Below are 23,794 nucleotides of genomic sequence, written 5' to 3'. Positions count from 1 at the left end.
CGGCTATGACCATGTTCAGGACATTGCTGGTCGCCAACCGCGGTGAGATCGCGTGCCGCGTGTTCCGCACGGCGTCGGCGATGGGCATCCGCACGGTCGCCGTCTACTCCGACCCGGACGCGGGCTCGCCGCACGTCCGCGCCGCCGACCGCGCGGTCGCGCTCGGCGGGTCGACCGCGGCCCAGACCTACCTCGACGCCGAGAAGATCTTGGACGCCGCCCGCCGCACCGGCGCCGACGCCATCCACCCCGGCTACGGGTTCCTCTCCGAGAACGCCGCCTTCGCGCAGGCGTGCGCCGACGCCGGCATCGTGTTCGTCGGCCCCTCCCCCGAGTCGATCCGCGACATGGGCCGCAAGGACCGCGCCAAGGACATCGCCCGGGCCGCGGGCGTGCCGGTGCTGCCCGATACGCACCTCACCGACGGTGCGCACGGGATCCCGTACCCGCTGCTGGTCAAGGCGGTCGCCGGCGGCGGCGGGCGCGGCATGCGACTCGTCGAGCGCGAGGAGGACCTGGCCGACGCCGTCGCGGCCGCGCGCCGCGAGGCCGGCAGCAGCTTCGGCGACGAGGCGGTGTTCGTCGAGCGCTACCTCGCCTCGGCGCGGCACGTCGAGGTGCAGGTGTTCGGCGATTCGCACGGCGGCGCGGTGCACCTCGGCGAGCGCGAGTGCTCGGTGCAGCGGCGCCACCAGAAGGTCCTGGAGGAGTCGCCGTCGCCCGCGGTGTCGCCGCAGCTGCGGGCCGCGATGGGCGAGACGTCGGTCGCGCTCGTCCGCAAGCTCGGGTACGTCGGTGCCGGCACGATCGAGTACCTCCTCGACGACACCACCGACGAGTTCTTCTTCCTGGAGATGAACACCCGCCTGCAGGTGGAGCACCCCGTCACCGAGGAGGTCACCGGGCTCGATCTCGTCCGGCTCCAGCTGCGGGTGGCCGCGGGTGAGCGGCTCGACATGGAGACGATCGAGCCGCGCGGGCACGCGATCGAGGTGCGGCTCTACGCGGAGGACCCGGCCCGCGAGTACCTCCCGACCCCCGGCCCGCTATTCGCCTACGACCACCCGGACCGGCCGGGCGTCCGCTACGACGACGGGGTCGTCGCGCCGGGCGAGATCCCGGTGTTCTACGACCCGATGCTCGCCAAGGTGATCGCGCACGCCCCGACGCGCGTGGAGGCGGCCGCCGCGCTGGCCGGCGCGCTGGAGGCGACCCGCCTGCACGGCACCGTCACCAACCGCGACCTGCTGGTCGCGGTGCTGCGCGACCCCGACTTCCTGGCCGGCGAGACGCACACCGACTTCCTCGACCGGCACCCCGCGCTGCTCGATCCCCCGCCGGCCACCCCGCGCGCGGTGCACCTGGCCGCGGCCGTCGCGGTGACGGCCGCCCGGCGGCGCGCGACCGACGTCGTGCCGCCCGGCTTCCGACTGCTGCCCGGCAGCCCGCTGAGCACCGCCCGGTGGAGCGGCCACGAGGTGGCCTACCGGCTCTCCGCGTGGGCCGGCGAGGCGACCCTCGATCTGGACATCGACGGCGTGCACCACGACCTCGTGCTGCACGACCTCGGCCCCGACGGCGTGCGCGTCGGGTACGAGTCCGTCGAGTACCCGTGCGCCGTGACCGTCCACCCCGACGGCTCGGTGTGGGTGAACGATCCCGCCGCGCAGAGCGGCTGGCTGCCGGAGCCGCGACTGCCCGACCCCGAGCTCTCGACCGACGCCGCCGGGCCCGTTGCCGAGGTGCCCGGCACCGTCGTGGCGGTGCATGTGCAGCCCGGCGACACCGTCACCGCAGGTCAGAAGCTCGTCGTGCTGGAGGCGATGAAGATGGAGCACCCGACCGTCGCGGCCGCCGATGCGACGGTGGAGGCCGTCCACGTCGAGGTCGGGCAGTACGTCGACGCGCACACCGTCCTCGTCACGCTGGCTGCGGAATGAGCGCGGAATGAGCAGGGAAGCGCTGCGGATCGCGAACTGCTCCGGCTTCTTCGGCGACCGTCTCTCGGCCGCCCGTGAGATGGTCGACGGCGGCCCGATCGACGTGCTGACGGGCGACTGGCTCGCCGAGCTGACCATGGGCGTGCTGCTCAAGCAGCGCTCGCGCGACCCCGAGGCCGGGTACGCCGGCACGTTCGTCACGCAGCTGCGAGACGTGCTCGCCGACTGCCTCGAACGCGGCATCACGATCGTCTCCAACGCCGGCGGGCTCAACCCGGAGGCGTGCGCCGCCGAGGTCGAGAAGCTCGTGCCCGGCGTCAAGGTCGCAGTGGTGACCGGGGACGACGCCGGGCCGGCCTTCGCCGCCGCCCGCGCGGAGGGCTGGCCGGCGCCGCACCTCGACACCGGCGCGCCGCTGACCGTCGAGCCGGAGGTGGCCAGCGCCTACCTCGGCTGCTGGGGCATCGCGGAGGCGCTCGCCGCCGGCGCCGACGTCGTGATCACCGGCCGGGTCTCGGACGCTTCCGTGATCGCCGGGCCGGCGGCATGGCACTTCGGCTGGAAACGCGACGACTGGGACGCGCTGGCCGGTGCGGTCGCGGCAGGCCACGTGATCGAGTGCGGCGCGCAGACGACCGGCGGCAACTACGCGTTCTTCACCGAGATCGCCGACCTGTCCCGGGCCGGCTTCCCGATCGCGGAAGTGCGCGCCGACGGTTCCGCGGTGATCACCAAGCACCCCGGCACCGGTGGCGCGGTCACCGTCGAGACGGTCACCGCGCAGCTGCTCTACGAGATCGACGGGCCGCGCTACCTCAACCCCGATGTCGTCGCCCGCTTCGACACGCTCCGGCTCACGCAGGAGGGCCCGGACCGGGTGTTGATCAGCGGCACCCGCGGCGAGCCGGCGCCCGCGACGGTGAAGGTCGGCGCGGTGTCGACGGCGGGGTGGCGCAACCAGACCACGCTCGTGCTCACCGGGCTGGACATCGAGGCGAAGGCGGAGCTGGCGCAGCGCGCGCTCTGGGCGGCGGTGCCCGGCGGGCGGGCGGCGTTCGACGAGGTCAGCGTGCAGCTGCTGCGTGCCGACCGGCCCGACCCGCGCTCGATGGACGAGGCCGTCGCGCTGCTCACGATCGGCGTGACCAGCACCGACCGGCGCCGGGCCGCAAGCCTCTCGCGCGGTGCCGTCGAGACGGCGCTGGCCAGCTACCCCGGCTTCTTCGCGACGGAACCGCCCGGGCCGAGCAGCGCCTTCACGGTGTTCTGGCCGACGCTCATGCCGGCCGACGCGTTCCCGCAGCACGTGCGGCTCGGCGACCGGACCTGGACGGTCGACCCGATGCCGCCCACCCCGTTGAGCGCTCCCCTGCCCGAGCCGCCGGTCCCGAGCGGCAACCCATACGCGGGCCCCACCCGGCGGGTGCCGCTGGGCACCGTGCTGGGCGCACGCTCCGGCGACAAGGGCGGCAACGCCACGCTCGGGCTCTGGGCCCGCGACGACGTCACGTTCGACTGGCTCGCCGGCTGGCTCACCCCGGAGCGGCTGGCCGACCTCGTACCCGGCGACCACGAGCTGCGCCCGTGGTGGCTGCCGAACCTCCGCGCGGCCGGTGCGACGGTCGTCGGGCTGCTCGGCGCGGGCGTCGCCGCGAACCTCGACCTCGACGCGCAGGCCAAGGCGCTCGGCGAGCTGGTCCGGGCCCGCCACGTCGACATCCCGACCACCCTCACCTGACTCGGATCTCCCCACCGTTTTGGGCACTTGCGCGCGTTTTCGGCGCGCATCCACCCAAAACGGTGGGGAAGTTCGGGTCAGCGGGTGAAGTGGTCCCAGCCGGGGGCGCCCTCCGCGTAGGGGCGGCCGTTCACCAGCACCGCCGGCTCACCGGCACGGACGTTCCCGAGTGCCGTCCAGCCGTCCGGCAGCGGGACGTCGGCGGGGAACGTCGCGGCCAGCGCGTGGTCCTCGCCGCCGGTGAGCAACCAGTGCACCGGGTTGATGCCGAGCGCCGCACCGACGTCGGCGAGCCGCTGCGGCACGGCCGGCGGCCGGATGTCGATCACCACGCCGGACGCCGCCGCGATGTGCCCGAGGTCCGCGAGCATCCCGTCCGAGACGTCGATCATGGACGTGGCCCCGGCGACGGCGGCCTGCGGACCGGCCGCATAGGGCGGTTCCGGCACCCGCTGGGCGCCGACCACCGCGATCGGCGAGCGGAAGCCGCGGCTGAGCACCGCGAGCCCCGCCGCGGCCCACCCGACCCGCCCGCAGAGTGCCACGACGTCGCCCGGACGGGCCCCCGACCTGGTCACGGCCTCGCGACCCTCCAGCGAGCCCAGCACCGTCACCGAGATCATGAGCGTGGTCGGGGACGAGGTCACGTCGCCGCCGACCACTCCGACACCGACCGTGCCGGCTTCCTCCCAGATCCCGTCGACGATCCCTTCGAGCGTCTCGACGGCGGTGCCCGGCGGGCTCGCCAGCCCGACCAGCAGTGCCGTCGGCACCGCGCCCATGGCAGCGACATCGGCGAGGTTCGCCGCAGCGGCCTTGCGGCCGATCTGCACGGGCTTCGACCAGTCGAACCGGAAGTGCACACCCTCAACCAGCACGTCGGTGCTCGCGACGACCCGTCCGTCGGCGGCGGCGATGATCGCGGCGTCGTCGCCGGGGCCGAGCAGCGTCTCCGGCGACTGCTTCCGGCTCGCGGTGAACCTCGCGATCAAGCCGAACTCGCCGATACCCGCGAGTGTGCCGCTCGTCTCTGATCGATCACCCGGTGGCGGTGACGATATGGGCAACGGGGTCACCTCCGGTACGTTCGGCTTCCGACTTTCCTACCTGCAATCGCAACTCACTCCGAGAGGGGCACGCCGTGGTACAGGCTTACATCCTGGTCCAGACGGAGGTCGGCAAGGCAGCCGCCGTCGCCGCCGAGATCGCCGGGCTGGCCGGGGTGATCTCCGCGGAGGACGTCACCGGACCCTACGACGTCATCGTTCGCGCGCAGGCGGACGACGTCGACCAGCTCGGTCAGCTCGTCGTCGCACGCGTGCAGGGCGTCGGCGGGATCACCCGCACGCTGACCTGCCCCGTGGTGCACCTCACCTGACCTGCGCCGATCCGTGAACCGTCCGCCGGCGCCGGTGCTCGTCGCGATCTCGCTGCCGCTGCTGCTCGCAGTGGTGGTCGGCGCGATCGCGGTCGCCGCCCGCCTCGGCGCGTTCGACGTGCCCGAAGTGGCGGAGACGTCGCCGCTGGCGGTGGCGCCGGTCGACGCGCCGGGCGCGACCGGGCCCGAGTGCACCGCGCTGCTCACCGCGCTCCCCGAGCAGCTCGACGCGCCGGACGGACCGATGCCCCCCAGACCGCTCGCCGACCCGGTGCAGCCGGGGGTCCGGGCGTGGGCGGCCGCCCCTCGGCCCGCGGTGCTGCGCTGCGGGTTGCCGCGGCCGGCCGAGCTGACGCCCGTGGCCCAGCTGCTCGTCGTCAACGGCGTGCAGTGGCTCAAGCTCGACGACGGTCTCCCCGACCCTGTCGTCGTGACCTACGTCGCCGTCGACCGCCCGACGTATGTGGCGTTCACCACGCCGGTGGCCGCCGGGATCACCCCGGTGCAGCACATATCGGACGTCGTCGGCGCGACGTTGCCAGCAGTACCCGTCGCCGTTCGGTAGACAGGGCTACAGTCTCTGTTCATGGTGACTATGTCCCGGGCCACCGAGGACTACCTCAAGACGATCTACCACATCGCGACCCGCGGTGAGCCCGTCACCACCGGCTTGCTCGCGCAGGAGCTCGGGGTGTCCTCCCCCTCGGTCTCCGCGATGGTGAAGCGGCTCGAGGACGGCGAGCTCGTCTCCCGGCCGGACAACCGATCGCTCCGGCTCACCGACACCGGCGAGCGCGCCGCGCTGCGGGTCGTGCGCCGCCACCGGCTCCTGGAGACGTTCCTCGCGCGCATGCTCGACGTGCCGTGGGACGAGGTGCACGCCGAGGCCGAGCTGCTGGAGCACGCGCTCTCGGAGCGGCTGGAAGAACGCATCGACGCGGCGCTCGGCCACCCCACGCACGACCCGCACGGCGACCCGATCCCGCCGCGGCACGGCCACCACGACGAGGGCTGGGGTGTCGCGCTGGAGCTGGTGGAGCCCGGCGCGCGGTTCCACGTCGAGCGGGTCTCCGACCGCGACAGCGCCGCGCTGCGCCACCTCGGCGAGCTGGGTGTGGTGCCCGGCGCCGAGTTCGACGTCGCCGAGCAGGAACCGTTCGGCGGCCCGCGGTGGATCGTCATCGACGGGCAGCGCCGCGCGCTCGGCACACCGCTGACCCGCCTCGTGCACGGATACGTCCTGACCACCGGCCAGCCGGGCACGCCGTGACGGCGACCAGGGACGCGCCACCGATCGGCTCCCGGGGTCGGCTCGCCTTCTTCGGACCCGCGTTCGTCGCGGCCATCGCCTACGTCGACCCCGGCAACTTCGCGACGAACTTCTCCGCAGGCGCAGAGTTCGGCTACCTGCTGCTCTGGGTGATCGTCGGCGCGAACCTGCTCGCGATGCTGATCCAGACGCTCTCGGCGAAGCTCGGCATGGCGACCGGCCGCAACCTGCCCGAGCTGTGCCGCGACCACTTCCCGCGCCCGGTATCCCGCGGGATGTGGGTGCAGGCCGAGCTGGTGGCGATCGCGACCGACCTCGCGGAGGTCATCGGCGGCGCCATCGCGCTGAACCTGCTGTTCGGCATCCCGCTGTTCATGGGCGGGGTGATCACGGGCATCGTCGCGTTCGCGCTGCTGGCACTGCAGGGACGCGGTTACCGGCCGTTCGAGCTGGCGATCGCGGGCCTGTTCGGCGTGATCCTGCTCGGGTTCCTGACCACCGTGCTGCGGATCGACATCGGCGGCGCCGACCTGGCCGCCGGGCTGGTGCCGCGGTTCGAGGGCACCGAGAGCCTGCTGCTCGCGACCGGCATCCTCGGCGCGACCGTCATGCCCCACGTGATCTACCTGCACTCCGCGCTCACCCAGTCACGGATCCCGGCCGAGACCCTGCAGGACCGCCGCTTCCTGCTGCGCCGCCAGCAGACCGACGTCGTCGTCGGGATGGGCGCGGCGGGGCTGGTCAACGCGGCGATGCTGGTGATCGCGGCAGCGCTCTTCTACGGCACCACGGTCCCCGACACCGACACGCTCGAAGGCGTCCACGCCGGGCTCGCCCGGGTGCTCGACCAGCCGGCGGCGTTCGCGTTCGCGCTGGCGCTGCTCGCCTCCGGCTTCGCGTCTTCCGGCGTGGGCACGTACGCGGGGCAGGTCGTGATGCAGGGCTTCATCCGCCGCCGCATCCCGCTGCTGCTGCGGCGCCTGCTGACGCTCGCCCCGGCGCTCGTCGTGCTGGGCATCGGGGTGGACCCGACGCGCGCGCTCGTGCTCTCGCAGGTGGTGCTCTCGTTCGGGATCCCGTTCGCGCTGGTCCCACTCGTGCTGCTGACCCGCCGCAAGGACATCATGGCCGAGCTCGTGAACCGCAGGGTGACGACGGTCGTCGCGGGGGCCGCCGCCGCCGTCATCATCGGGCTGAACGCGTTCCTCATCTGGCAGACGGTGACGGGCGCGTAGGGCCCGTTCAGGCGTGGCCAGGGGTTCAGGAAAGCCACTTTCATGCAATGACGTTGCATGAAAGTGGCTGTCAGGTGAATCGCTGCAGCCACCGCGGTGGACCGGCACCCGAGGTTCCTGGCGCTGGCCGATCGAGAGTGTGCAGAGGGCTTGGGGAGGGCAGGAAAGCCACTTTCCTGCCCTGTGAGGGCCGGAAAGTGGCTTTCCTGCCCTCGCGTGCGCAACGCACCCGGCACGGGTTCCGCGTCCTCGTGGCGGCCCGGACGGCAATGGCGGACCTTCCTGACCTTCCGGCCGAGTCGCCGACGGTGAGCGCCCCCGCCTACCGCAGCCCGGTCCCCCGCGCCCTCGCGGTCTCGACGAGCGTGGTGAGCAGCGTCGGGTAGTCGACGCCCGTCACCGCCCACATCCGCGGGTACATGGAGATCGGGGTGAAGCCCGGCATCGTGTTGACCTCGTTGACGGTCAGCTCGCCGCCGGGGCCGACGAAGAAGTCGACCCGGGCGAGCCCCTGCCCGTCGACGGCGTGGAACGCCGCGATCGCCATCTCCCTGAGCTGCTCGGCGGTGTCGTCGTCGAGCTTGGCGGGGATGTCGAACTCGCACACGTCGTCGAGGTACTTGGCCTCGAAGTCGTAGAAGGTCGGCGTGGTCCCGCTCGCATTGGTGCCGACGATCCGGATCTCCGCGGGCACGGAGGCGCGCACCGAGCCGTCGGGGAACTCCAGCACGCCGCACTCCACCTCGCGGCCGATGACCGCCGCTTCCACCAGCACCTTCGGGTCGTGCTCGCGGGCCGTGGCAATGGCGGCGTCGATATCGGCCCAGTCGGTCACGCGCGTGATCCCGACCGACGAGCCCGCGCGGGCCGGCTTCACGAAGACGGGCAGGCCGAGCCGCTCGCGCTCCTCGAACGTGAGCTTCGCCCGGTCCCTGCGCAGCACCACGAGATCACCGACGGGGATGCCCTCCGCGGCCAGCAGCTTCTTCGCGAACTCCTTGTCCATCCCGGCGGCGCTGGCCAGCACCCCCGCGCCGACGTACGGGATGCCGGCCATCTCCAGCAGGCCCTGGATGGTGCCGTCCTCGCCGTACGGGCCGTGCAGCACGGGGAAGACGACGTCGACACCGCCGAGCACCTCCCCCGCCCGGCCCGGCTCCAGCACGACGAGACCGCCGCTCGTGGGGTCTCCGGGCAGCACCAGCGCCGTCCCGCTCTCGACCGAGGGCAGGGCGCGGTCGTGGATCGCCAGCTCATGGGGGTTGTCGGAGCCGAGCACCCAGCCGCCATCAGGGGTGATGCCGACGGCGGTGACCTCGTAGCGGTCGCGGTCGATGTGCGAGAGCACCGATCCGGCGGACACGCACGAGATGGCGTGCTCACTGCTCCGCCCACCGAAGACCACTGCCACCCGCACCTTGTCACCCATGCGGCGAGGGTAGGCCGCGGCATCGGCCGACACGGATCGGGGACTCTGCAAGACTCGACGCGTGAGCATCGATCTTGCCCCCATCCGCAGCATCGTGGCCGCCGACTCCGGGCTGGCCACGGTGAGCATCGTGCGCGCCGACGGCACCCCGCACACATCGCTGGTCAACGCCGGTGTCCTGGACCACCCGATCACCGGCGAACCGGTGGTCGGCTACGTGACGTACGGCCGGATCAAGCTGCGGAACCTGCGTGAACGGCCGGCCACGTCCGTCGCGTGGCGGTCGGGCTGGCAGTGGGCGGGCATCGAGGGCCCGAGCGAGCTGATCGGCCCGGACGACCCCGCCGACGGCATCGACGCGGAGGGCCTGCGGGTGCTCCTGCGGGCCGTCTTCACCGGCGCCGGCGGCACCCACGACGACTGGGACACCTACGACCGTGTGATGCGCGAGGAGCGTCGGGTGGCCGTTCTCATCGCCCCGACCCGGGTCTACGGCAACGGCTGACCCCATGGTCGAGGTCGACGTGCGCGAGGCCGCAGCCCCTAGGTCGACACCGCGCCGGGCGGGTGCGGGACGCACACGTTGCCGGGAAAGCCACGTTCCCGGCCCCACACGCCGGGAAAGTGGCTTTCCAGGCACCCCTCGCCCGGCCCCGCCCGCGCCGCGCCCAGCACGGATTCCCATCCCTCGTGGCGGCCCGGAGGGCCATGGCTGACTTTCCTGGCACCCCGCCTTCCGCCATCCCCGGCAGACGACTGACCGTCGCCGCAGCTAGGACGGCGCCGCGCTCTCGGCAATCTGACGCCTGATCCGCGCCGCCTGCTCCTCCTGGAACGTGCGGCCGCGCTCCAGGAACGCGGTGATCAGGGCGAGCTCCTCGTCCGTGTACTCCCGCAGCATCTTCGCGCCCTCTTGGGCGACGGGTCCGTAGATCTGTTCCAGCACGCCCGTGACGTCGGGCCCCATCGTGATCAGCGCGCGCCTGCGGTCGCCGGGGTCCACCTCGCGCGCCAGGTAGCCGCGCCCGACGAGGCGCTGCACGGCCTCGGTCGTCGCCGCGGGGCTCAGGCCGGCCGCGATCGAGAGCTGCCCGGCCGACCGCGGCCCCTCCAGCTGGACGATCCCGAGCAGACGCAGGTCGGTGCGGTTGATCCCGAGATGGGCCGCGGCGGCTTCGTCGACGGCGTCGGCGGCTCCGCCGAAAGCAGCGGCCGCGAGCGCGGCCCGATCCACAGCTGATTGCTTCGGCACCCGAAGGAAGATACCTTGGAGGAGATACTTCGGCTACCGAAAGGATTTTCCATGGCGACCGGGACGCTCCCCGGCTGGCTCAAGCCGATGAACAAGTTCGTGCGCGTGCTGGCGTGGCTCAACCTCCCGCTCGGCAGCATCCACGTGCTGACCGTGCCCGGCCGCACGTCCGGCAAGCCGCGCACGACCCCGATATCCCCGATGACCTTCGCCGGCCGGCGCTACCTCGTGGCGGCGCTGTCGGACGGCGACTGGGCGCGCAACGTCCGTGCCGCGGGTCGCGGCGTGCTCGCCAGGGGGCACCGCAAGCGCAGCGTCGAGCTGCCGGAGGTCACCGACCCCGCGCAGCGCCGGGCGGTGGTCGCCGCCTTCCCGACGGAGGTGCCCACCGGCATCCCGTTCTTCCAGCGCCTCGGCATGGTGAAGGACGGCACCCCGGAGGAGTTCGCCGCGATCGCCGACGACGTGGCGGTCTTCGAGATCCGGACCTGAACGCCAGGGTTGCTCGTGCACAGGTTCGCCTCCCCGTGCACAGGTTCGAACTTGTGCACGGAGGCACCAACCTGTGCACGGGCCTCCGCCCGCCACCTGCCTCCGCACGCCCCGGATGCCCCGGACGCCGACGAGATGGGTCCGGGACGCACACGTTGCCGGGCCGAAGAGTTCGAACGAACGGCACTCTCGTCCAATAGGTGTGGACGAAAGTGCCGTTCGTTCACCAAACCTGCCCGCCGCCAGCGGGCCGCCGACCATGACGGCTGCAGCGATTCATCTGACAGCGCCCCCGGGACGCCCGAAACGTCCCGGGGGCGCTGTCAGAACCCCTCGATTGAGCTAGCGGTTGGCCAGCTTCGACCGCCGGTAGCCGTAGAACGCGTACACGATCAGCCCGATGACGAACCAAGCGGCGAACCGCAGCCACGTCTCCGGCGCGAGGAACGTGATCAGCCAGATCGAGAACACCACGCCGATGATCGGGACGACCGGCATGCCCGGCAGCCGGAACGAGCGCGGCAGGTCGGGACGGCGGTAGCGCAGCACGATCACCGCGACGCACACCACGACGAACGCGAGCAGGATGCCGATGTTCGTCAGCTCGGCCGCCGCCCCGATGGGGAGGAAGCCCGCGATGATCGCCGACGCGATCCCGAGCACCCATGTGATGCGCGTGGGCGACTTGTTCACCGCGTGCGTCTTCGAGAACCACGGCGGCAGCAGGCCGTCGCGGCTCATCGCGTAACCGACCCGCGACGCCCCCATGAGGAACGTGAAGAGCACGGTCAGGATGCCGAGGATCGCACCACCGGCGATGATCGCGCCGAGCCACGGGAGGCCCACGTCGGCGAACGCGGAGGAGAACGCCGCCTCGCCGTCGATGTCCTTGTAGTTGACCATGCCGGTGAGCACGAGGCAGGCCAGCACGTAGAGCACCATCGAGACCGCGAGCGAGTAGATGATCGCCTTCGGCATGTGCTTCTGCGAGTCCTTCGACTCCTCGGCCGCCGTGCTCATGGCGTCGTAGCCGAACACCGCGAAGAAGACGGTCGCCGCTCCCGTGAACGCCCCGGTCAGCCCGAACGGCGTGAACGGGTTGTAGTTGCCGGCGTCGACGTAGAAGAAGCCGACGACGATCACCAGCAGCACGATCGCGACCTTGAGGTACACCAGCAGCGTCTCGAACCGTGCCGCGCCCTTGATGCCCTGGTTGAGCACGAACGCGATCAGCAGGCAGAGCAGCACCGCGAAGAGGTTGACGACGTACGTGCCCTCAGGGGCGTCGCCCGCCTCGGTCCCCGGCGCGCCGAGCATCCACGGTGGCAGCTGGATGCCGAGGAAGCCCAACAGGTCGTTGAAGTACCCCGAGATGCCGATCGCCACCACCGCGACGATCGCCGTGTACTCCAGCAGCAGATCCCAGCCGATGAACCACGCCGCGAACTCCCCGAGCACGACGTATCCGTACGTGTATGCCGAACCCGCCTTCGGGATCAGCCCGGCGAACTCCGCGTAGGAGAACGCCGCGGCGGCGCTCGCGATACCGGCGATGAGGAACGAGATGACGACGGCAGGACCCGCCGTCTCGTTCGCCACCGCGCCGGCCAGCGAGAAGATGCCGGCACCGATGATGCCGCCGATCCCGATGGCCGTGAGCTGGCGCAACCCGAGGGTGCGCTGCAGACCGGTGCCCGCCTCCGGCTCGATGTCGTCGATGGGCTTGCGCCTCATGATCGGGAGCCCGGTGCGGGCTCCCTTGCCGACATCCGATTTCTCAGACAAGAACTGCCTCCTTTCGATGGGGGAGAACTCAGCCGCGCGTGAGCAGCGACCGCGCGAAGAAGGCCAGGTTGGCCGGGCGCTCGGCGAGCCGGCGCATGAAGTAGCCGTACCACTCGGTGCCGTACGGCAGGTAGACGCGGACGGGCAGGCCGAGCGCGGCGAGCTCCTGCTGCGCCCGCGGCCGCACCCCGTGCAGCATCTGGATCTCGTAGCGGGTGCCGCGTCCGTTCACCCGCGCGAGGTGCTGGGCGATCTCGATCAGCCGCGGGTCGTGCGTCGCCACCATCGGGAGGCCCTCGCCCGCCATGAGGATCTTCAGGCAGCGCACGTAGGCCCGGTCGACCTCGGCGGGGTCGCGGTGGGCGACGCTCGACGGCTCGTCGTACGCGCCCTTGCAGAGCCGCACGCGCGAGCCGGCGCCGGCGAGGTCGCGGCAGTCGGACTCGGTGCGGCGCAGCTGCGCCTGCAGCACCGCACCCACCCACGGGTGGTCGAGCCGCAGGTCGCGGACGATCCCCAGGGTCGAGTCGGTGGTGGTGTGGTCCTCCATGTCGACGGTCACGGTGGTGCCGGCGGCACGGGCGGCCTCGCAGATCCGCCGCGCGTTGTCGAGCGCGATCTTGTCGGCGTCGAACGGGAGGCTCTGCCCGAGAGCGGACAGCTTCACCGACACCTCGGCACGCGGCGCGAGGCCCTCGTCGCCGAGCAGGCGCAGCAGCACGAGGTAGGCGTCGACGACGCCGTCGGCCTGCGCGCGGTCGGTGACGTCCTCACCGAGGTGGTCGATCGTCACGAGCCGGTCGGTGGTGATCTTCCGCGCCGCGGCCAGTACGTCGCCGGCGGTCACCCCGGCGACGAACCGGTCGACGACGGGACGCAGCAGAGGGGTCTCCTCGGCAAGCTTCCGGCACACCGGCGATCGCGCGGCGGCCAGCAACGCTGTCCTCATCATGGCGGGGAACGGTAGATCTCCCACAACACCTGCGGTTGGTACAGGCGGACAATGAATGGCGCCCTCCGTCGTACGATCTTCCGATGGAGGCGACGTTGCGTCAGCTGCTGGGCGCCATCGGCGAGCCGCTGGTGGACGTGCTCGTGGCCCCGGCCGGCCTGGACGCCGCCGTGAGCGGCATCGCGATCGTCGATCCGGATGACGACCCCGACGACTACAGCCGCCGGCTCGTGCTGGTGATCGGCGCCCGCGGCAGCGCCGCGACCAGGACGGTTGCCGCCGTCGCCCGCCGGGGCGCGGTCGCCGTCGCGGTGAAGACCGGTCGCGGGCCCGCGACGGAGCTGCGGGCCGCCGCGTCCGATGCCGGGGTGGCGCTGCTCGCCGTGCGCGACGACGCCCGCTGGGACCAGGTGGAGCAGCTCGCGCGCGGCGTCGTCGAAGAGGACGAGACGGAACCCGGGCCGGGCGATCTCTTCACGCTCTCCCAGACGATCGGACTGCTCACCGGCGGGCTGGTGAGCATCGAGGACACCGCGAGCCGCGTGCTCGCGTACTCCCGCTCGGACAACCTCTTGGCCGACGAGCTGCGCAGGCTCTCCATCCTCGGCCGCCAGGGCCCACCCGACTACCTGCGGCTGCTGCGCGAGTGGGGGGTCTTCGACCGGGTGCGCGGCGGTGAGGAAGTGGTCCACATCGACGAGCACGCCGAGCAGGGCGTCCGGCGACGGCTCGCGGTCGGCATCCACGCCGGCCAGCGCTGGCTCGGCACGATCTGGGTGCAGGAGGGCGCCGTCCCGCTCGCGGAGCGGGCCGAGAGCGTGCTCATCGGAGCCGCACGTGTCGCGGCCGGCCACCTCATCCGCCAGCGAGCGCAACGCAGCCCCGGCACGAGGTGGAGCCGCGACCTCGTCATCGGGCTGCTCGGCGGGCGGGTGAGCCCGGAGCTCGTCGCCGGGACGTTCGGCATCGACCCGGGCGCGTCCGCAGTGGTCGCCGCCTTCGCCACCCGCTCGGAGACCGGCTCTTCGCACGAGTTCGGGGTGTCCGAGCTGGCCGACGTGGTCTCCGTGCACGCCGCGACGTACCGGAGGGCGGCGCTCACCGCGTCGGACGGCGCGCGGGTGTACGCGGTGCTGCCCGGCGTCCCGCTCGACGGTGCCGAGAGCGGCCTGCGCGCGATGTGCGCCGAGGTCGTGGCGCTCACCCTCCGCCGGACGGGGGTGCGGGTGCAGGCCGGCATCGGCTCCGCCGTGCCGCGACTGGAGGGCGTTGCGGCCTCGCGGGGCGACGCCGACCGCGTGCTCGACGCAATGGGCGCGGACGTCGATGTGGCCGCGCTGGTCGACCTGCGGGCCGAGATCCTGCTCGACGGCACGCTGCGCGCCGTCGCTGCATCACCCGACCTGCACGATCCGGCAGTCGCGGCGCTCGTCGCGCACGACAAGGAGCACGGCTCCGACCTCGCCCGGTCCGTCGTCGCCTACCTCGACGCGATGGGCGACGTCCGCGTGGCCGCCGAGCAGCTGACCGTGCACCCGAACACCTTGCGCTACCGGCTGCGCCGCGCCAGCACGGTCGCAGGCCTGCAGCTCGGCGACCCGCGGGCCCGGCTCGTGCACCATCTGCAGCTGCTCATCGCACTTCGTCCAGTTGCACAAGGCGGCCGGGACATCGCTGTGTGACCGGACGACACATCGATGACCCCGGATTCCTACTCTGCTCCCCATGGACGCCACCACCGGCACACCCGCGCCGCGCAACGAAACCGTCAGGGACTACGCCCCCGGTTCGCCGGAGCGGGCGGGCCTGGAAGAGGCGCTGATCCGCCTCGGCGGCCAGCAGCACGAGCTCACGATGACCATCGACGGGCAGCAGCGCATGGCCGGCGGCACCCGCACCGACGTCGTCGCGCCGCACAACCACAAGCACGTGCTCGGCACCACCGCCAACGCGACCCACGAGGACGCGCAGGCGGCGGTTGCGGCTGCCTCCAGCGCCGCGGCCGACTGGCGCGCGCTGCCCTACGACGAGCGCGCCGCCGTCCTGCTGCGTGCGGCCGACCTGCTCGCCGGCCCGTGGCGGGCGACCCTCAACGCCGCCACCATGCTCGGCCAGTCGAAGACCTGCTTCCAGGCCGAGATCGACTCCGCGTGCGAGCTGGCCGACTTCTGGCGGTTCAACGTCGCGTTCGGCAAGCAGATCCTCGAGAACCAGCCGGTCAGCAGCCCCGGCGTGTGGAACCGCATGGACTACCGCCCGCTGGAGGGCTTCGTCTACGCGATCACGCCGTTCAACTTCACCGCGATCGCCGGCAACCTGCCCACCGCGCCCGCGCTGATGGGCAACACGGTGATCTGGAAGCCGTCGCCGACGCAGGGCCTCGCGGCGCACCTGACCATGCGACTGCTCGAAGAGGCCGGCCTGCCGCCGGGCGTGATCAACCTCGTCACCGGTGACGGCCGCGACCTCTCCGACGTGCTGCTCGCCGACCCGGCGCTCGCCGGCATCCACTTCACCGGCTCGACCGCGACGTTCCAGCACCTCTGGGGCCAGGTCGGGGCCAACATCGGCGGGTACGCGAGCTACCCCCGGATCGTCGGCGAGACCGGCGGCAAGGACTTCGTCCTCGCCCACCCCTCCGCCGACGTCGACGTGCTGCGGACCGCGCTCGTGCGTGGCGCGTTCGAGTACCAGGGCCAGAAGTGCTCCGCGGCATCGCGCGCGTTCGTGCCGCGCTCGGTGTGGGCGAAGCTGCGTGACGACCTGGCGTCCGAGGTCGACGCCCTGCCCATGGGCGACGTCGCCGACTTCCACAACTTCCTCGGCGCCGTGATCGACGAGCGGGCGTTCGCCAAGCTCAGCGCGGCGCAGCAGCTCGCGCACTCCGACCCGACGCTCGAGGTCGTCGCGGGCGGCACCAACGACGACAGCACCGGCTACTTCGTGCGCCCCACCGTCGTGGTCGGCTCGGACCCGACGCACGAGGTGTTCAGCACCGAGTACTTCGGCCCGTTCCTCGCGGTGCACGTCTACGACGACGGCGACTTCGACAAGGTGCTCGAGCAGGTCGACAAGGGCGCGGCGTACGGGCTGACGGGTGCCGTGATCGCCAACGACCGCGGCGCCGTCGCGAAGGCGTCGGAGGCGCTGCGGTTCGCCGCCGGCAACTTCTACGTCAACGACAAGCCCACCGGGGCCGTCGTCGGCCAGCAGCCCTTCGGCGGTTCGCGCGCCTCCGGCACGAACGACAAGGCGGGCTCGATCTACAACCTGCTGCGCTGGGTGAGCCCGCGGACGATCAAGGAAACGTTCGTGGCACCGAAGAGCTCGGCGTACCCGCACCAGGGCTGACAGGGCCAGCGACCATCGCCCGGTGCACCGCGTGCAGGGCGACCACGACGAACGCCGGCAGCACGAGCGCGACCGCACCCAGCAGCGCGCCCAGCACCCCGGCGAGCAGCACCACGCCGACGGCGGCCGCGGCCGCCAGCGGCACGCGCCGCGCATCCGTCCAGCCCTCGGCCAGCGCGCGGCGCCACGTCCGCCCCCTTCCCCCGGGCGTACAGGCCAGCCGCGGGACGGCCAGCAGCACCACCCCGAGCAGGCCGGCCACCGCGACGAGCACCGCGGCGCGACCGATCCCGCCACCCGGCACGGCGCCGCTGCCGAGCCACCGCAGCTGAGCCGCGACGACGAGCGCAGCGAGCAGGCCGGCGGCGCTGACCACGGCTCCCGGCAGGAGCCGCCGGCGCAGTTCGGCGCCCAGTACCCGCCACGGGGGCAGCTCGTCGTGCTCCACCCAGTGCGCCGCGGCTGCGGAGAGGGTCGCGACGACCGCCCCGATCGTCAGGACGGGCAGGGCCAGCGCCGACGCGACGATGCCGAGCAGCGCCAGCTCCGAGACCCGGCGCACCTGCTCCTTCCAGCCGCGCCCGGAGCCGGTCGGCTCCGGCGCCCGCCGCCTCATCCCTTGATCCCGCTGGTGTTGATCCCGTCGACGATCAACCGCTGGAAGAAGAGGAAGAACAGGAACACCGGCACCAGCGAGAGCACCGACATCGCGAACATCGGCGCGATGGCGTTCTGCCCGCTGGAGTCGAGGAACAGCCGCAGCCCGATCGGCACGGTGTACTGGTCGAGGTCGTTCAGGTAGACCAGCTGCGAGAAGAAGTCGTTCCAGGTCTGGATGAACGAGAACACCGCAGTCGTCACCAGCGCGGGCTTCGTCAGCGGCAGCACCACGTGGAAGAACCGCCCGTACGGACCGCAGCCGTCGATCTCGGCTGCCTCGTCGAGCGTCCGCGGGATGCCCCGCATGAACTGCACCATGAGGAAGACGAAGAACGCATCGGTCGCGAGGAACTTCGGCACGATCAGCGGCAGCGGCGTGTTGATCCAGCCCAGGCTGTTGAACAGCACGTACTGCGGGACGATCAGCACGTGGTGCGGCAGCAGCAACGTGCCGATCATGAGCGCGAACCACAGCCCGCGCAGGGGGAACCGCAGCCGCGCGAACGCGAACGCCGCCAGCGAGCACGCGGCGACGTTGCCGATCACGACACCGGCCGAGACGACGGCGCTGTTGAGGAAGAACGTGCCGAACGTGATGCCGGGAATGCCCGCCCAGCCCTCGGCGTAGTTGCCGGGGCTGAACTCGCGCGGCCAGATGTCGATGTTGTTGAGGATCTCCTGCGGCGACTTGAACGACGTCCCGATCATGTACGCGATCGGGTAGAGGGCCACGACCAGCAGCCCGAGCAGCACGATGTGGGCCGCGCCGCCCTGGTACCACCGCCGCCCGCCGGCGGGCGCACCCCGGACCGGCTCGTCCTGCTGGACCGGCGCGAGCGTCGTGGGCGCGGCCATCACCGGTCCCCCTCGTCGGCGTAGTGCACCCACAGCGACCCGCTGCGGAAGACGAGCGCCGTCACCACACCCAGCGCCACGAGGAACACCCACGCCATCGCCGAGGCGTATCCCATCTGGAAGTCGCCGAAGCCACGCATGTACAGGTAGAGCGTGTAGAGCAGCGTCGAGTCGGCCGGGCCGCCGGTGCCGCCGCTGATCACGAACGCGGCGGTGAAGCCCTGGAAGCCGGCGATCGTCTCCAGCACGAGGTTGAAGAACAGCACCGGCGAGAGCAGCGGCAGCGTCACGTGCACGAACTGCTGCACCCGCCCGGCGCCGTCGAGGGAGGCTGCCTCGAACATCTCCGCCGGGATCTGCTTGAGCCCGGCCAGGAAGATCACCATCGGGGCGCCGAACTGCCAGGCCGCGAGCAGCACCAGCGTGCCCAGCGCCGTGGACGGGTTGGTGATCCAGCTCCAGCCCTGGATGCCGAAGAAGCCCAGCACCTCGTTGACGGCGCCCTGCCCGCTGAACAGCGTCTGCCAGACGATCGCGATCGCCACGCTGCCGCCGAGCAGCGAGGGCACGTAGTACAGCGAGCGGTACATCCCGACACCACGCCGGTTGCGGTAGAGCAGCAGCGCCACGCCGAGCGCCACGGCGAGCTTCAACGGCACCGAGACCACGGCGAACAGCAGCGTCGCGCCGACCGAGCTCCAGAATTTCGGGTCGTCGGTGAACATGCGGACGTAGTTCTCGACGCCCACCCACTCGGGGTCCTGGAGCAGGTCGTAGTCGGTGAAGCTCAGGTAGAGCGAGTACAGCATCGGCAGCAGCGTCACGCCGAACAACCCGAGCAACCACGGGGAGAGGAACACGTACCCCGCGACGGCCTCCTTCGCCCGGTCCGCCTGCCGACCCCCTCGGCGAGGGGCGCGGACCGGGGCCTCGGTGACCACGGCCATCAGCCGCTGGCGCGGGCGAGCGCCGAGTTGGCCTGCGAGACGAACTCCTCGGCGGCCGCCTGGCTGGACTGCCGCCCGAACCCGGCGTTCTCCGCCGACGAGATCAGCAGCTGGTTGATCTGCGAGTCGCCCTGCGCCGGCACCGGCGGGGTGTCGCCCGCGGCCCCGGTCACACGCTCGTCGTAGGCCACGACGTACTTGAGCTGGTCGCTGAAGTTCGGCTGGATCGCCGCGCGCACGTCGGCGTTCGGGGGCAGGCCGCGCTCGGTGCCCAGCAGCGCGCCCGCCTCCGGGTCGTTGACGAAGAAGTTGATCACGTCGACGGCGGTGCCGAGGTTGGCGCCGCGGGAGTACGCGGTGAAGAACTGCGACGGGCGGGCGTAGGCACCCTCCGCGGCCCCGGGCAGCGGCACCAGCACCAGCGCGTGGTCGGTGCCCTTCACCAGCTCGGTGTACTGGTTGTCGTAGCTGAACGTCGTCACCGTCTGCTTCGTCAGCACGGTGTTCTTGGAGATGTCACCGGCGTTGGCCGGCTGCGCGACCTCCTGCGGCGACGCGGCGCCGCTGTCGCGCATCGCGGCCCACATGTCGAACCACGCCTTCACCTCGGCGGCGCCGAACCCGAGCTTCGGCCCGTCGTAGAGCTCCTTGCCCTGCTGGCGCACCCAGTACTCGAAGGCGCTGATGCTCGCGCTCTCGTCGCGGGTGCCCCACACCTTGCCACCGGTCGCGGCGCTGACCTTGCCCGCCCACGCGGCGAACTCGTCCCACGTCGCCCAGCCGGTCTCCGGTGGCAGCAGCCCGAGCGGCTCGACGACGGCCTTGTCGACGACGAACGCCTGCGTGTTGGACGCGAGCGGCAACGCGAAGAGCTTGTCGTCGACCTTGCCGGTGCCCAGCAGCTTCGGGTCGATCTTGTCGACCTTCAGCGTGCCACCCATCCACGGCCCGAGGTCGGCGATGATCTTCTTGTTCGCGTACTCGCGCAGCACCCGGTTGTCGATCTGGATGATGTCGGGTGCGTTCCGGCCCGCCGCCGATGTATTGATCTTGTCGTAGTAGCCGGAGTAACCCTGCCACTGCGTCGTGAACGTGACGTTCGGGTGCTTCTTCGTGTAGGCGTCGAGCGTCTTCTGGGTGAGCTCGGCCCGCGCCGGGCCGCCCCACCACGCGACCGAGAGCTGCACCGGCCGGTCCGTCACCGGCGCTCCGCCGGCGTCCTGCTGCCCGGACGCACCGCCTCCACAGGCAGCGAGCACCACCGACGCGACCGCGGCGAGCGCGACCACCACTGGCGTCCTCGCCGTGCGCCTGACGAACCTGGCCATGGGAGCTCCTTCGATCCGGGACGGCCTCGCGAGGGCGGGGTGTTAGCGCGAACATGCCGATGAGACGCTCATTACGTCAAAGCTCCGGTGCGGCGTCAACCCGTCTTGCCAACCTTTTCATGAATTTGCATGATTGAACTCCAACCCGCAGGTCGTTGCGGACGTACTCGACTGCAAACGTTTTCAGTCGATGGCTAGGAGGGCAGGCATGGGCGCACCGCCGCGGGTCGCGCTGGTCGGCGTGCACGGGTTCGGAAGGGTCCACCTCGACAGGCTGGTCCGGATCGCCGGTGAAGGCCGGATCGCCATCGCGGCGCTCGTCGACGAGCGCCCACCGGACGCCGCCTCGATCGACGCCGTGCGTGCCACAGCGGGCGGGGCCGGCGTTGTCATCGGCCAGGACGCCGCAACCGTGCTGACCGCGACCCGGCCCGACGTCACCATCGTCTCGACGCCCATCCACACCCACCTCCCCCTGGCCGAGCAGGCGCTCGCCGCGGGGTCGCACCTGTTCCTGGAGAAGCCACCGACCGCGACGCTCGCCGGGTTCGACACGCTCGCCGCACAGGTCGAGCTGGCCGGCCGCGTCTGCCAGGTCGGGTTCCAGGCCTTCGGCTCGGCGGCGCTCGACCACGCCGCCGGCCTGATCGCCCGCGGCGAGCTCGGTCGCATCCGCGGTGTCGGCGTGCACGGGGCGTGGGTGCGGGAGGTCTCGTACTTCGAGCGTGCCCCGTGGGCGGGCCGGATGCGGCTCGGCGACACGCCCGTCACCGACGGCGCCCTCACCAACGCCTACGCGCACGCCGTCGCCGCGGCGCTGCGGGTGCTCGGCACCCCCGACGACGTCGAGCTGGGCGTCGAACTGGAGCGCTACCGGGCGATGTCACCGGAAGGCGACGACACCGCGGCGGCCAGGATCACCGTCGCCGGCGTGCCGGTTGTCATCGCGGTGACGCTGTGCGCGCGCACCGCGCGTGACCCGGTGCTCGTGGTGCACGGCGAGCACGGCCGCCTGGAGCTCGGCTACACCGCCGACCGGCTCACGGGGCACACGTCCGCTGGTGCCGTCGCCGCGCCGGCCGGCCGCACCGACCTGCTGGAGAACCTGCTCGACCACCTCGCCGACCCGAGCATCCCGCTGGTCTCGCCGCTTTCGGCGAGCAGGCCGTTCATGCAGGTGCTGGAGGCCGTGCGGATCGATGGTCCGGCCCGCCCGGTGCCGGCGTCGGCACTGACGACCGACGGCGGCCGACCGGTCGTCGAGGGCGTTGACGAGATCGTCCGGGAGTGCGCGGAACGGCTGGCGCTCTTCTCGGAGCTGCCTGCGCCGTGGCCCGCCGACCAGGAGGTTCCCCGATGACCGACGAGCACGTGCTCGAGATCGGCGGGCGCGAGGTGGCCCGCTACCGCACCGACACCACCGGCATCGACCCGACCTGGGGCCCGCGGCCGCACCTGCACCCGGTCCGGACGCTCGGCGGGGTGGCCGTGACCGACTTCGCGCCCGCTGACCACCGCTGGCACCTGGGGTTCTCCGTCGCGGTCGCCGACGTGGACGGCACCAACTTCTGGGGCGGCGGCACCTACCGCTCCCCCGACGGCTATCAGTACCGGGGCGACCATGGCCGGATCGAGCACCGGAGCTGGACCGACCGCAGCCCGTCCCATCTGGAGCACGAGCTCGGCTGGGTCGGCCACACCGGTGAGACCGTCCTGGTGGAGCACCGCCGGATCGCCGCGGCCCCGTCCCCGGGCGGGTGGACGCTGACGCAGACCAGCGAGTTGCGCAACAGCACCGACCGCACGATCACGCTGGGCAGCCCGGGAACGGCCGGGCGGTCGGGCGCGGGCTACGGCGGCTTCTTCTGGCGCCTGCCGCCGGGCACGCCGGAGGTCACCGGGCCGGGCCTCGCCGGCGAGGACGCGCTCAACGGTGCCGTGACGCCGTGGATCGCGCTGCGGACGCCCCGGTTCACGCTCGTGCTGCGATCCGCCGACGGCGACCCGTGGTTCGTCCGGGCCGCCGGGTACCCCGGTGTCGGAACCGCGTTCGCGTGGGACACCCGGCTGGCCCTGGCGCCCGGCGAAAGCCTGCGGCGCAAGATCGAGGCGACCATCACCGACGAAGGCTGAACCGTCGCCGGTCGGGTCGGGGCCAGCGCTGCCGCGCGAGGGCAGGAAAGCCACTTTCCTGCCCTCAGAGGGCCTGAACGTGGCTTTCCTGCCCTCCCCGCGACCGGCGTCGTGCCACGTCCGCTCCACCCCCGCCGAACCCGACTACCAGCCCGGCGACCACTACCGCCGTCCCCACCCAGACCATCGGCGCCGGCACCGCGCCACCCAGCAGCACCCCGCCGGCCGCGGCCGCGATCGGCACCACGCCGGTGAACAAGCCGGCCCGCCCGGCACCCAGCCGCCCGACCGCGCTGTACCAGAGCACGAACGCGAGGGCCGTGACGATCACCGCGAGGTACAGGGCCGCGAGGACGTCGCCCAGGGCGAGCTGCCCGACCGCGGCCGGGCCTTCGACGACGACACCGAGCACCGCCAGCCCGACCGTCGCGATCCACACCGCGTGCAGCGACACCGCCCAGGGCCCGAGCCGCCCCAGCACCGGCACGGCGAGCAGCGTGAACGCCGCCTCCGTCGCCAGCACCAGCAACGCCCAGGCGATGCCCGCCGCATCGGTCTGCCCGCCGCCCTGCACGAGCACCGCGCCGACCGTCACCACCCCGGCCCCGACGACCACGGCCGGAGCCGGCCGTCTGCGCGCGGCCAGCGGGCCCACCACCGCGAGCACCAGCGGCACCGACGCCACCGCCACGCCGATCACGGCCGGCTCGGCGTGCTCGACACCGCGCACCACGGCCACGTTGAAGAGCACCAACCCGGTCCCCGCCACTCCGGCCAGCCACAACCACTCACGTCCACGCGGCATCGGGAGGTGTCGGCGGCTCACCAGGCCGATCACCAGCAGCAGCACGGCGGCGATCGCGTACCGGACGGCCTGGAGGGTGAACAGCGGGGCGTCGACGACGGTCTGCGAGACCGCAACGCTGCCACCGACGCAGGTCATGCCGACCACGGCCAGCAGCGCGCCGGAGCGGACGGAGGTTCTGGAGATCACGGAAGTGCTCACACAACGTAGGCTCTGTCGTATTTGGTTCTACGGACAGAGCCAA

General features: G+C 72.1%; 22 protein-coding genes. 12 read left to right on the top strand and 10 right to left on the bottom strand.

Annotated features, from left to right (window positions below):
• The first annotated feature begins 5 nt into the window (after nucleotides 1–5).
• Nucleotides 6–1,940 carry an ATP-binding protein gene (locus LL648_RS10805; RefSeq protein WP_232662357.1) on the top strand — a complete coding sequence of 645 codons (1,935 nt, stop codon included), beginning with the start codon at nucleotides 6–8 and terminating at the stop codon, nucleotides 1,938–1,940.
• A 7-nt stretch (nucleotides 1,941–1,947) separates the two neighbouring features.
• Nucleotides 1,948–3,678, top strand: coding sequence for an acyclic terpene utilization AtuA family protein (locus LL648_RS10800; RefSeq protein ID WP_232662356.1), 1,731 nt, complete (start codon nucleotides 1,948–1,950; stop codon nucleotides 3,676–3,678).
• Between the two features lie 77 nt (nucleotides 3,679–3,755).
• On the opposite strand, the gene LL648_RS10795 is transcribed toward LL648_RS10800, so the two are convergent.
• Complete coding sequence (locus tag LL648_RS10795; RefSeq protein WP_232662355.1) at nucleotides 3,756–4,745, bottom strand: thiamine-phosphate kinase; 990 nt, start codon at nucleotides 4,743–4,745, stop codon at nucleotides 3,756–3,758.
• Nucleotides 4,746–4,819: 74 nt separating this feature from the next.
• Here LL648_RS10795 and LL648_RS10790 point away from each other — a divergent pair, with 74 nt between their 5' ends.
• From LL648_RS10790 to LL648_RS10775, 4 genes are read left to right on the top strand one after another with little or no spacing between them, the layout of a single operon-like run.
• Nucleotides 4,820–5,056, top strand: a complete 237-nt coding sequence (locus LL648_RS10790) for an Lrp/AsnC ligand binding domain-containing protein (protein ID WP_232662354.1) — start codon at nucleotides 4,820–4,822, stop codon at nucleotides 5,054–5,056.
• Between the two features lie 13 nt (nucleotides 5,057–5,069).
• Nucleotides 5,070–5,621 carry a DUF3515 domain-containing protein gene (locus LL648_RS10785; RefSeq protein ID WP_232662353.1) on the top strand — a complete coding sequence of 184 codons (552 nt, stop codon included), beginning with the start codon at nucleotides 5,070–5,072 and terminating at the stop codon, nucleotides 5,619–5,621.
• Between the two features lie 21 nt (nucleotides 5,622–5,642).
• Nucleotides 5,643–6,326 carry a metal-dependent transcriptional regulator gene (locus tag LL648_RS10780; RefSeq protein ID WP_232662352.1) on the top strand — a complete coding sequence of 228 codons (684 nt, stop codon included), beginning with the start codon at nucleotides 5,643–5,645 and terminating at the stop codon, nucleotides 6,324–6,326.
• Nucleotides 6,323–7,561: an Nramp family divalent metal transporter gene (locus LL648_RS10775; protein WP_232662351.1), complete on the top strand. Its 1,239-nt coding sequence runs from the start codon at nucleotides 6,323–6,325 to the stop codon at nucleotides 7,559–7,561. The genes LL648_RS10780 and LL648_RS10775 overlap by 4 nt, the downstream gene beginning before the upstream one ends.
• A 322-nt stretch (nucleotides 7,562–7,883) precedes the next feature.
• On the opposite strand, the gene LL648_RS10770 is transcribed toward LL648_RS10775, so the two are convergent.
• Nucleotides 7,884–8,990: a D-alanine--D-alanine ligase family protein gene (locus LL648_RS10770; protein WP_232662350.1), complete on the bottom strand. Its 1,107-nt coding sequence runs from the start codon at nucleotides 8,988–8,990 to the stop codon at nucleotides 7,884–7,886.
• Nucleotides 8,991–9,051: 61 nt separating this feature from the next.
• Between LL648_RS10770 and LL648_RS10765 the strand changes: the two genes are divergently transcribed.
• Entirely contained in the window at nucleotides 9,052–9,495 is a 444-nt protein-coding gene (locus LL648_RS10765; RefSeq protein ID WP_232662349.1) for a TIGR03618 family F420-dependent PPOX class oxidoreductase, read from the top strand.
• Nucleotides 9,496–9,762: 267 nt separating this feature from the next.
• Here LL648_RS10765 and LL648_RS10760 read toward each other — a convergent pair whose 3' ends face one another.
• The gene (locus tag LL648_RS10760) at nucleotides 9,763–10,242 is read right to left on the bottom strand and encodes a MarR family winged helix-turn-helix transcriptional regulator (RefSeq protein ID WP_232662348.1); all 480 of its coding nucleotides are present in this window, start codon (nucleotides 10,240–10,242) and stop codon (nucleotides 9,763–9,765) included.
• Between the two features lie 51 nt (nucleotides 10,243–10,293).
• On the opposite strand from LL648_RS10760, the gene LL648_RS10755 reads away from it, so the two are divergent.
• Nucleotides 10,294–10,734 carry a nitroreductase/quinone reductase family protein gene (locus LL648_RS10755; RefSeq protein ID WP_232662347.1) on the top strand — a complete coding sequence of 147 codons (441 nt, stop codon included), beginning with the start codon at nucleotides 10,294–10,296 and terminating at the stop codon, nucleotides 10,732–10,734.
• 342 nt (nucleotides 10,735–11,076) lie between these two features.
• On the opposite strand, the gene LL648_RS10750 is transcribed toward LL648_RS10755, so the two are convergent.
• Complete coding sequence (locus LL648_RS10750; RefSeq protein ID WP_232662702.1) at nucleotides 11,077–12,468, bottom strand: amino acid permease; 1,392 nt, start codon at nucleotides 12,466–12,468, stop codon at nucleotides 11,077–11,079.
• A gap of 79 nt (nucleotides 12,469–12,547) precedes the next feature.
• Nucleotides 12,548–13,471, bottom strand: coding sequence for a proline dehydrogenase family protein (locus LL648_RS10745; protein ID WP_232662346.1), 924 nt, complete (start codon nucleotides 13,469–13,471; stop codon nucleotides 12,548–12,550).
• A gap of 83 nt (nucleotides 13,472–13,554) precedes the next feature.
• On the opposite strand from LL648_RS10745, the gene LL648_RS10740 reads away from it, so the two are divergent.
• Together LL648_RS10740 and pruA are read left to right on the top strand one after the other, a co-directional pair.
• Nucleotides 13,555–15,153 carry a PucR family transcriptional regulator gene (locus tag LL648_RS10740; RefSeq protein ID WP_232662345.1) on the top strand — a complete coding sequence of 533 codons (1,599 nt, stop codon included), beginning with the start codon at nucleotides 13,555–13,557 and terminating at the stop codon, nucleotides 15,151–15,153.
• A gap of 43 nt (nucleotides 15,154–15,196) precedes the next feature.
• Nucleotides 15,197–16,822 carry an L-glutamate gamma-semialdehyde dehydrogenase gene (pruA, locus tag LL648_RS10735; RefSeq protein WP_232662344.1) on the top strand — a complete coding sequence of 542 codons (1,626 nt, stop codon included), beginning with the start codon at nucleotides 15,197–15,199 and terminating at the stop codon, nucleotides 16,820–16,822.
• On the opposite strand, the gene LL648_RS10730 is transcribed toward pruA, so the two are convergent.
• The 4 genes from LL648_RS10730 to LL648_RS10715 are packed head-to-tail and all read right to left on the bottom strand — an operon-like array spanning nucleotide 16,770 to nucleotide 20,612.
• Nucleotides 16,770–17,438: a hypothetical protein gene (locus tag LL648_RS10730; RefSeq protein ID WP_232662343.1), complete on the bottom strand. Its 669-nt coding sequence runs from the start codon at nucleotides 17,436–17,438 to the stop codon at nucleotides 16,770–16,772. The genes pruA and LL648_RS10730 overlap by 53 nt on opposite strands.
• Nucleotides 17,435–18,337 carry a carbohydrate ABC transporter permease gene (locus tag LL648_RS10725; RefSeq protein ID WP_232662342.1) on the bottom strand — a complete coding sequence of 301 codons (903 nt, stop codon included), beginning with the start codon at nucleotides 18,335–18,337 and terminating at the stop codon, nucleotides 17,435–17,437. Before LL648_RS10725 ends, LL648_RS10730 begins: the two co-directional genes overlap by 4 nt.
• The gene (locus LL648_RS10720) at nucleotides 18,337–19,284 is read right to left on the bottom strand and encodes a carbohydrate ABC transporter permease (RefSeq protein ID WP_232662341.1); all 948 of its coding nucleotides are present in this window, start codon (nucleotides 19,282–19,284) and stop codon (nucleotides 18,337–18,339) included. The genes LL648_RS10725 and LL648_RS10720 overlap by 1 nt, the downstream gene beginning before the upstream one ends.
• Complete coding sequence (locus tag LL648_RS10715; protein ID WP_232662340.1) at nucleotides 19,284–20,612, bottom strand: ABC transporter substrate-binding protein; 1,329 nt, start codon at nucleotides 20,610–20,612, stop codon at nucleotides 19,284–19,286. Before LL648_RS10715 ends, LL648_RS10720 begins: the two co-directional genes overlap by 1 nt.
• 208 nt (nucleotides 20,613–20,820) lie before the next feature.
• Between LL648_RS10715 and LL648_RS10710 the strand changes: the two genes are divergently transcribed.
• On the top strand, nucleotides 20,821–21,972 hold the full coding sequence (locus tag LL648_RS10710; RefSeq protein ID WP_232662339.1) for a Gfo/Idh/MocA family protein: 1,152 nt from the start codon (nucleotides 20,821–20,823) through the stop codon (nucleotides 21,970–21,972).
• The gene (locus tag LL648_RS10705; protein ID WP_232662338.1) at nucleotides 21,969–22,745 is read left to right on the top strand and encodes a PmoA family protein; all 777 of its coding nucleotides are present in this window, start codon (nucleotides 21,969–21,971) and stop codon (nucleotides 22,743–22,745) included. Before LL648_RS10710 ends, LL648_RS10705 begins: the two co-directional genes overlap by 4 nt.
• A 64-nt stretch (nucleotides 22,746–22,809) precedes the next feature.
• Here LL648_RS10705 and LL648_RS10700 read toward each other — a convergent pair whose 3' ends face one another.
• Nucleotides 22,810–23,751 (bottom strand): DMT family transporter, encoded by a 942-nt coding sequence (locus tag LL648_RS10700; protein WP_232662337.1) that lies wholly within the window; start codon nucleotides 23,749–23,751, stop codon nucleotides 22,810–22,812.
• Nucleotides 23,752–23,794: the final 43 nt, after the last annotated feature.

Origin of the sequence: Pseudonocardia sp. TRM90224 (genome assembly GCF_021245725.1) — a bacterium.
Classification (GTDB): Bacteria; Actinomycetota; Actinomycetes; order Mycobacteriales; family Pseudonocardiaceae; genus Pseudonocardia.
Note: the sequence above shows the minus strand (reverse complement) of the source record. Positions and strands in the feature narration are given on the sequence as shown.

Bases quoted from the DNA above. Each gene is read 5' to 3' on its own strand.
- LL648_RS10805 (WP_232662357.1), top strand. From the start codon at position 6: ATGACCATGTTCAGGACATTGCTGGTCGCCAACCGCGGTGAGATCGCG.
- LL648_RS10800 (WP_232662356.1), top strand. From the start codon at position 1,948: ATGAGCAGGGAAGCGCTGCGGATCGCGAACTGCTCCGGCTTCTTCGGC.
- LL648_RS10780 (WP_232662352.1), top strand. From the start codon at position 5,643: ATGGTGACTATGTCCCGGGCCACCGAGGACTACCTCAAGACGATCTAC.
- LL648_RS10770 (WP_232662350.1), bottom strand. From the start codon at position 8,990: ATGGGTGACAAGGTGCGGGTGGCAGTGGTCTTCGGTGGGCGGAGCAGT.
- LL648_RS10755 (WP_232662347.1), top strand. From the start codon at position 10,294: ATGGCGACCGGGACGCTCCCCGGCTGGCTCAAGCCGATGAACAAGTTC.
- LL648_RS10750 (WP_232662702.1), bottom strand. From the start codon at position 12,468: ATGAGGCGCAAGCCCATCGACGACATCGAGCCGGAGGCGGGCACCGGT.
- LL648_RS10745 (WP_232662346.1), bottom strand. From the start codon at position 13,471: ATGATGAGGACAGCGTTGCTGGCCGCCGCGCGATCGCCGGTGTGCCGG.
- LL648_RS10740 (WP_232662345.1), top strand. From the start codon at position 13,555: ATGGAGGCGACGTTGCGTCAGCTGCTGGGCGCCATCGGCGAGCCGCTG.
- pruA (WP_232662344.1), top strand. From the start codon at position 15,197: ATGGACGCCACCACCGGCACACCCGCGCCGCGCAACGAAACCGTCAGG.
- LL648_RS10730 (WP_232662343.1), bottom strand. From the start codon at position 17,438: ATGAGGCGGCGGGCGCCGGAGCCGACCGGCTCCGGGCGCGGCTGGAAG.
- LL648_RS10725 (WP_232662342.1), bottom strand. From the start codon at position 18,337: ATGGCCGCGCCCACGACGCTCGCGCCGGTCCAGCAGGACGAGCCGGTC.
- LL648_RS10720 (WP_232662341.1), bottom strand. From the start codon at position 19,284: ATGGCCGTGGTCACCGAGGCCCCGGTCCGCGCCCCTCGCCGAGGGGGT.
- LL648_RS10715 (WP_232662340.1), bottom strand. From the start codon at position 20,612: ATGGCCAGGTTCGTCAGGCGCACGGCGAGGACGCCAGTGGTGGTCGCG.
- LL648_RS10710 (WP_232662339.1), top strand. From the start codon at position 20,821: ATGGGCGCACCGCCGCGGGTCGCGCTGGTCGGCGTGCACGGGTTCGGA.
- LL648_RS10705 (WP_232662338.1), top strand. From the start codon at position 21,969: ATGACCGACGAGCACGTGCTCGAGATCGGCGGGCGCGAGGTGGCCCGC.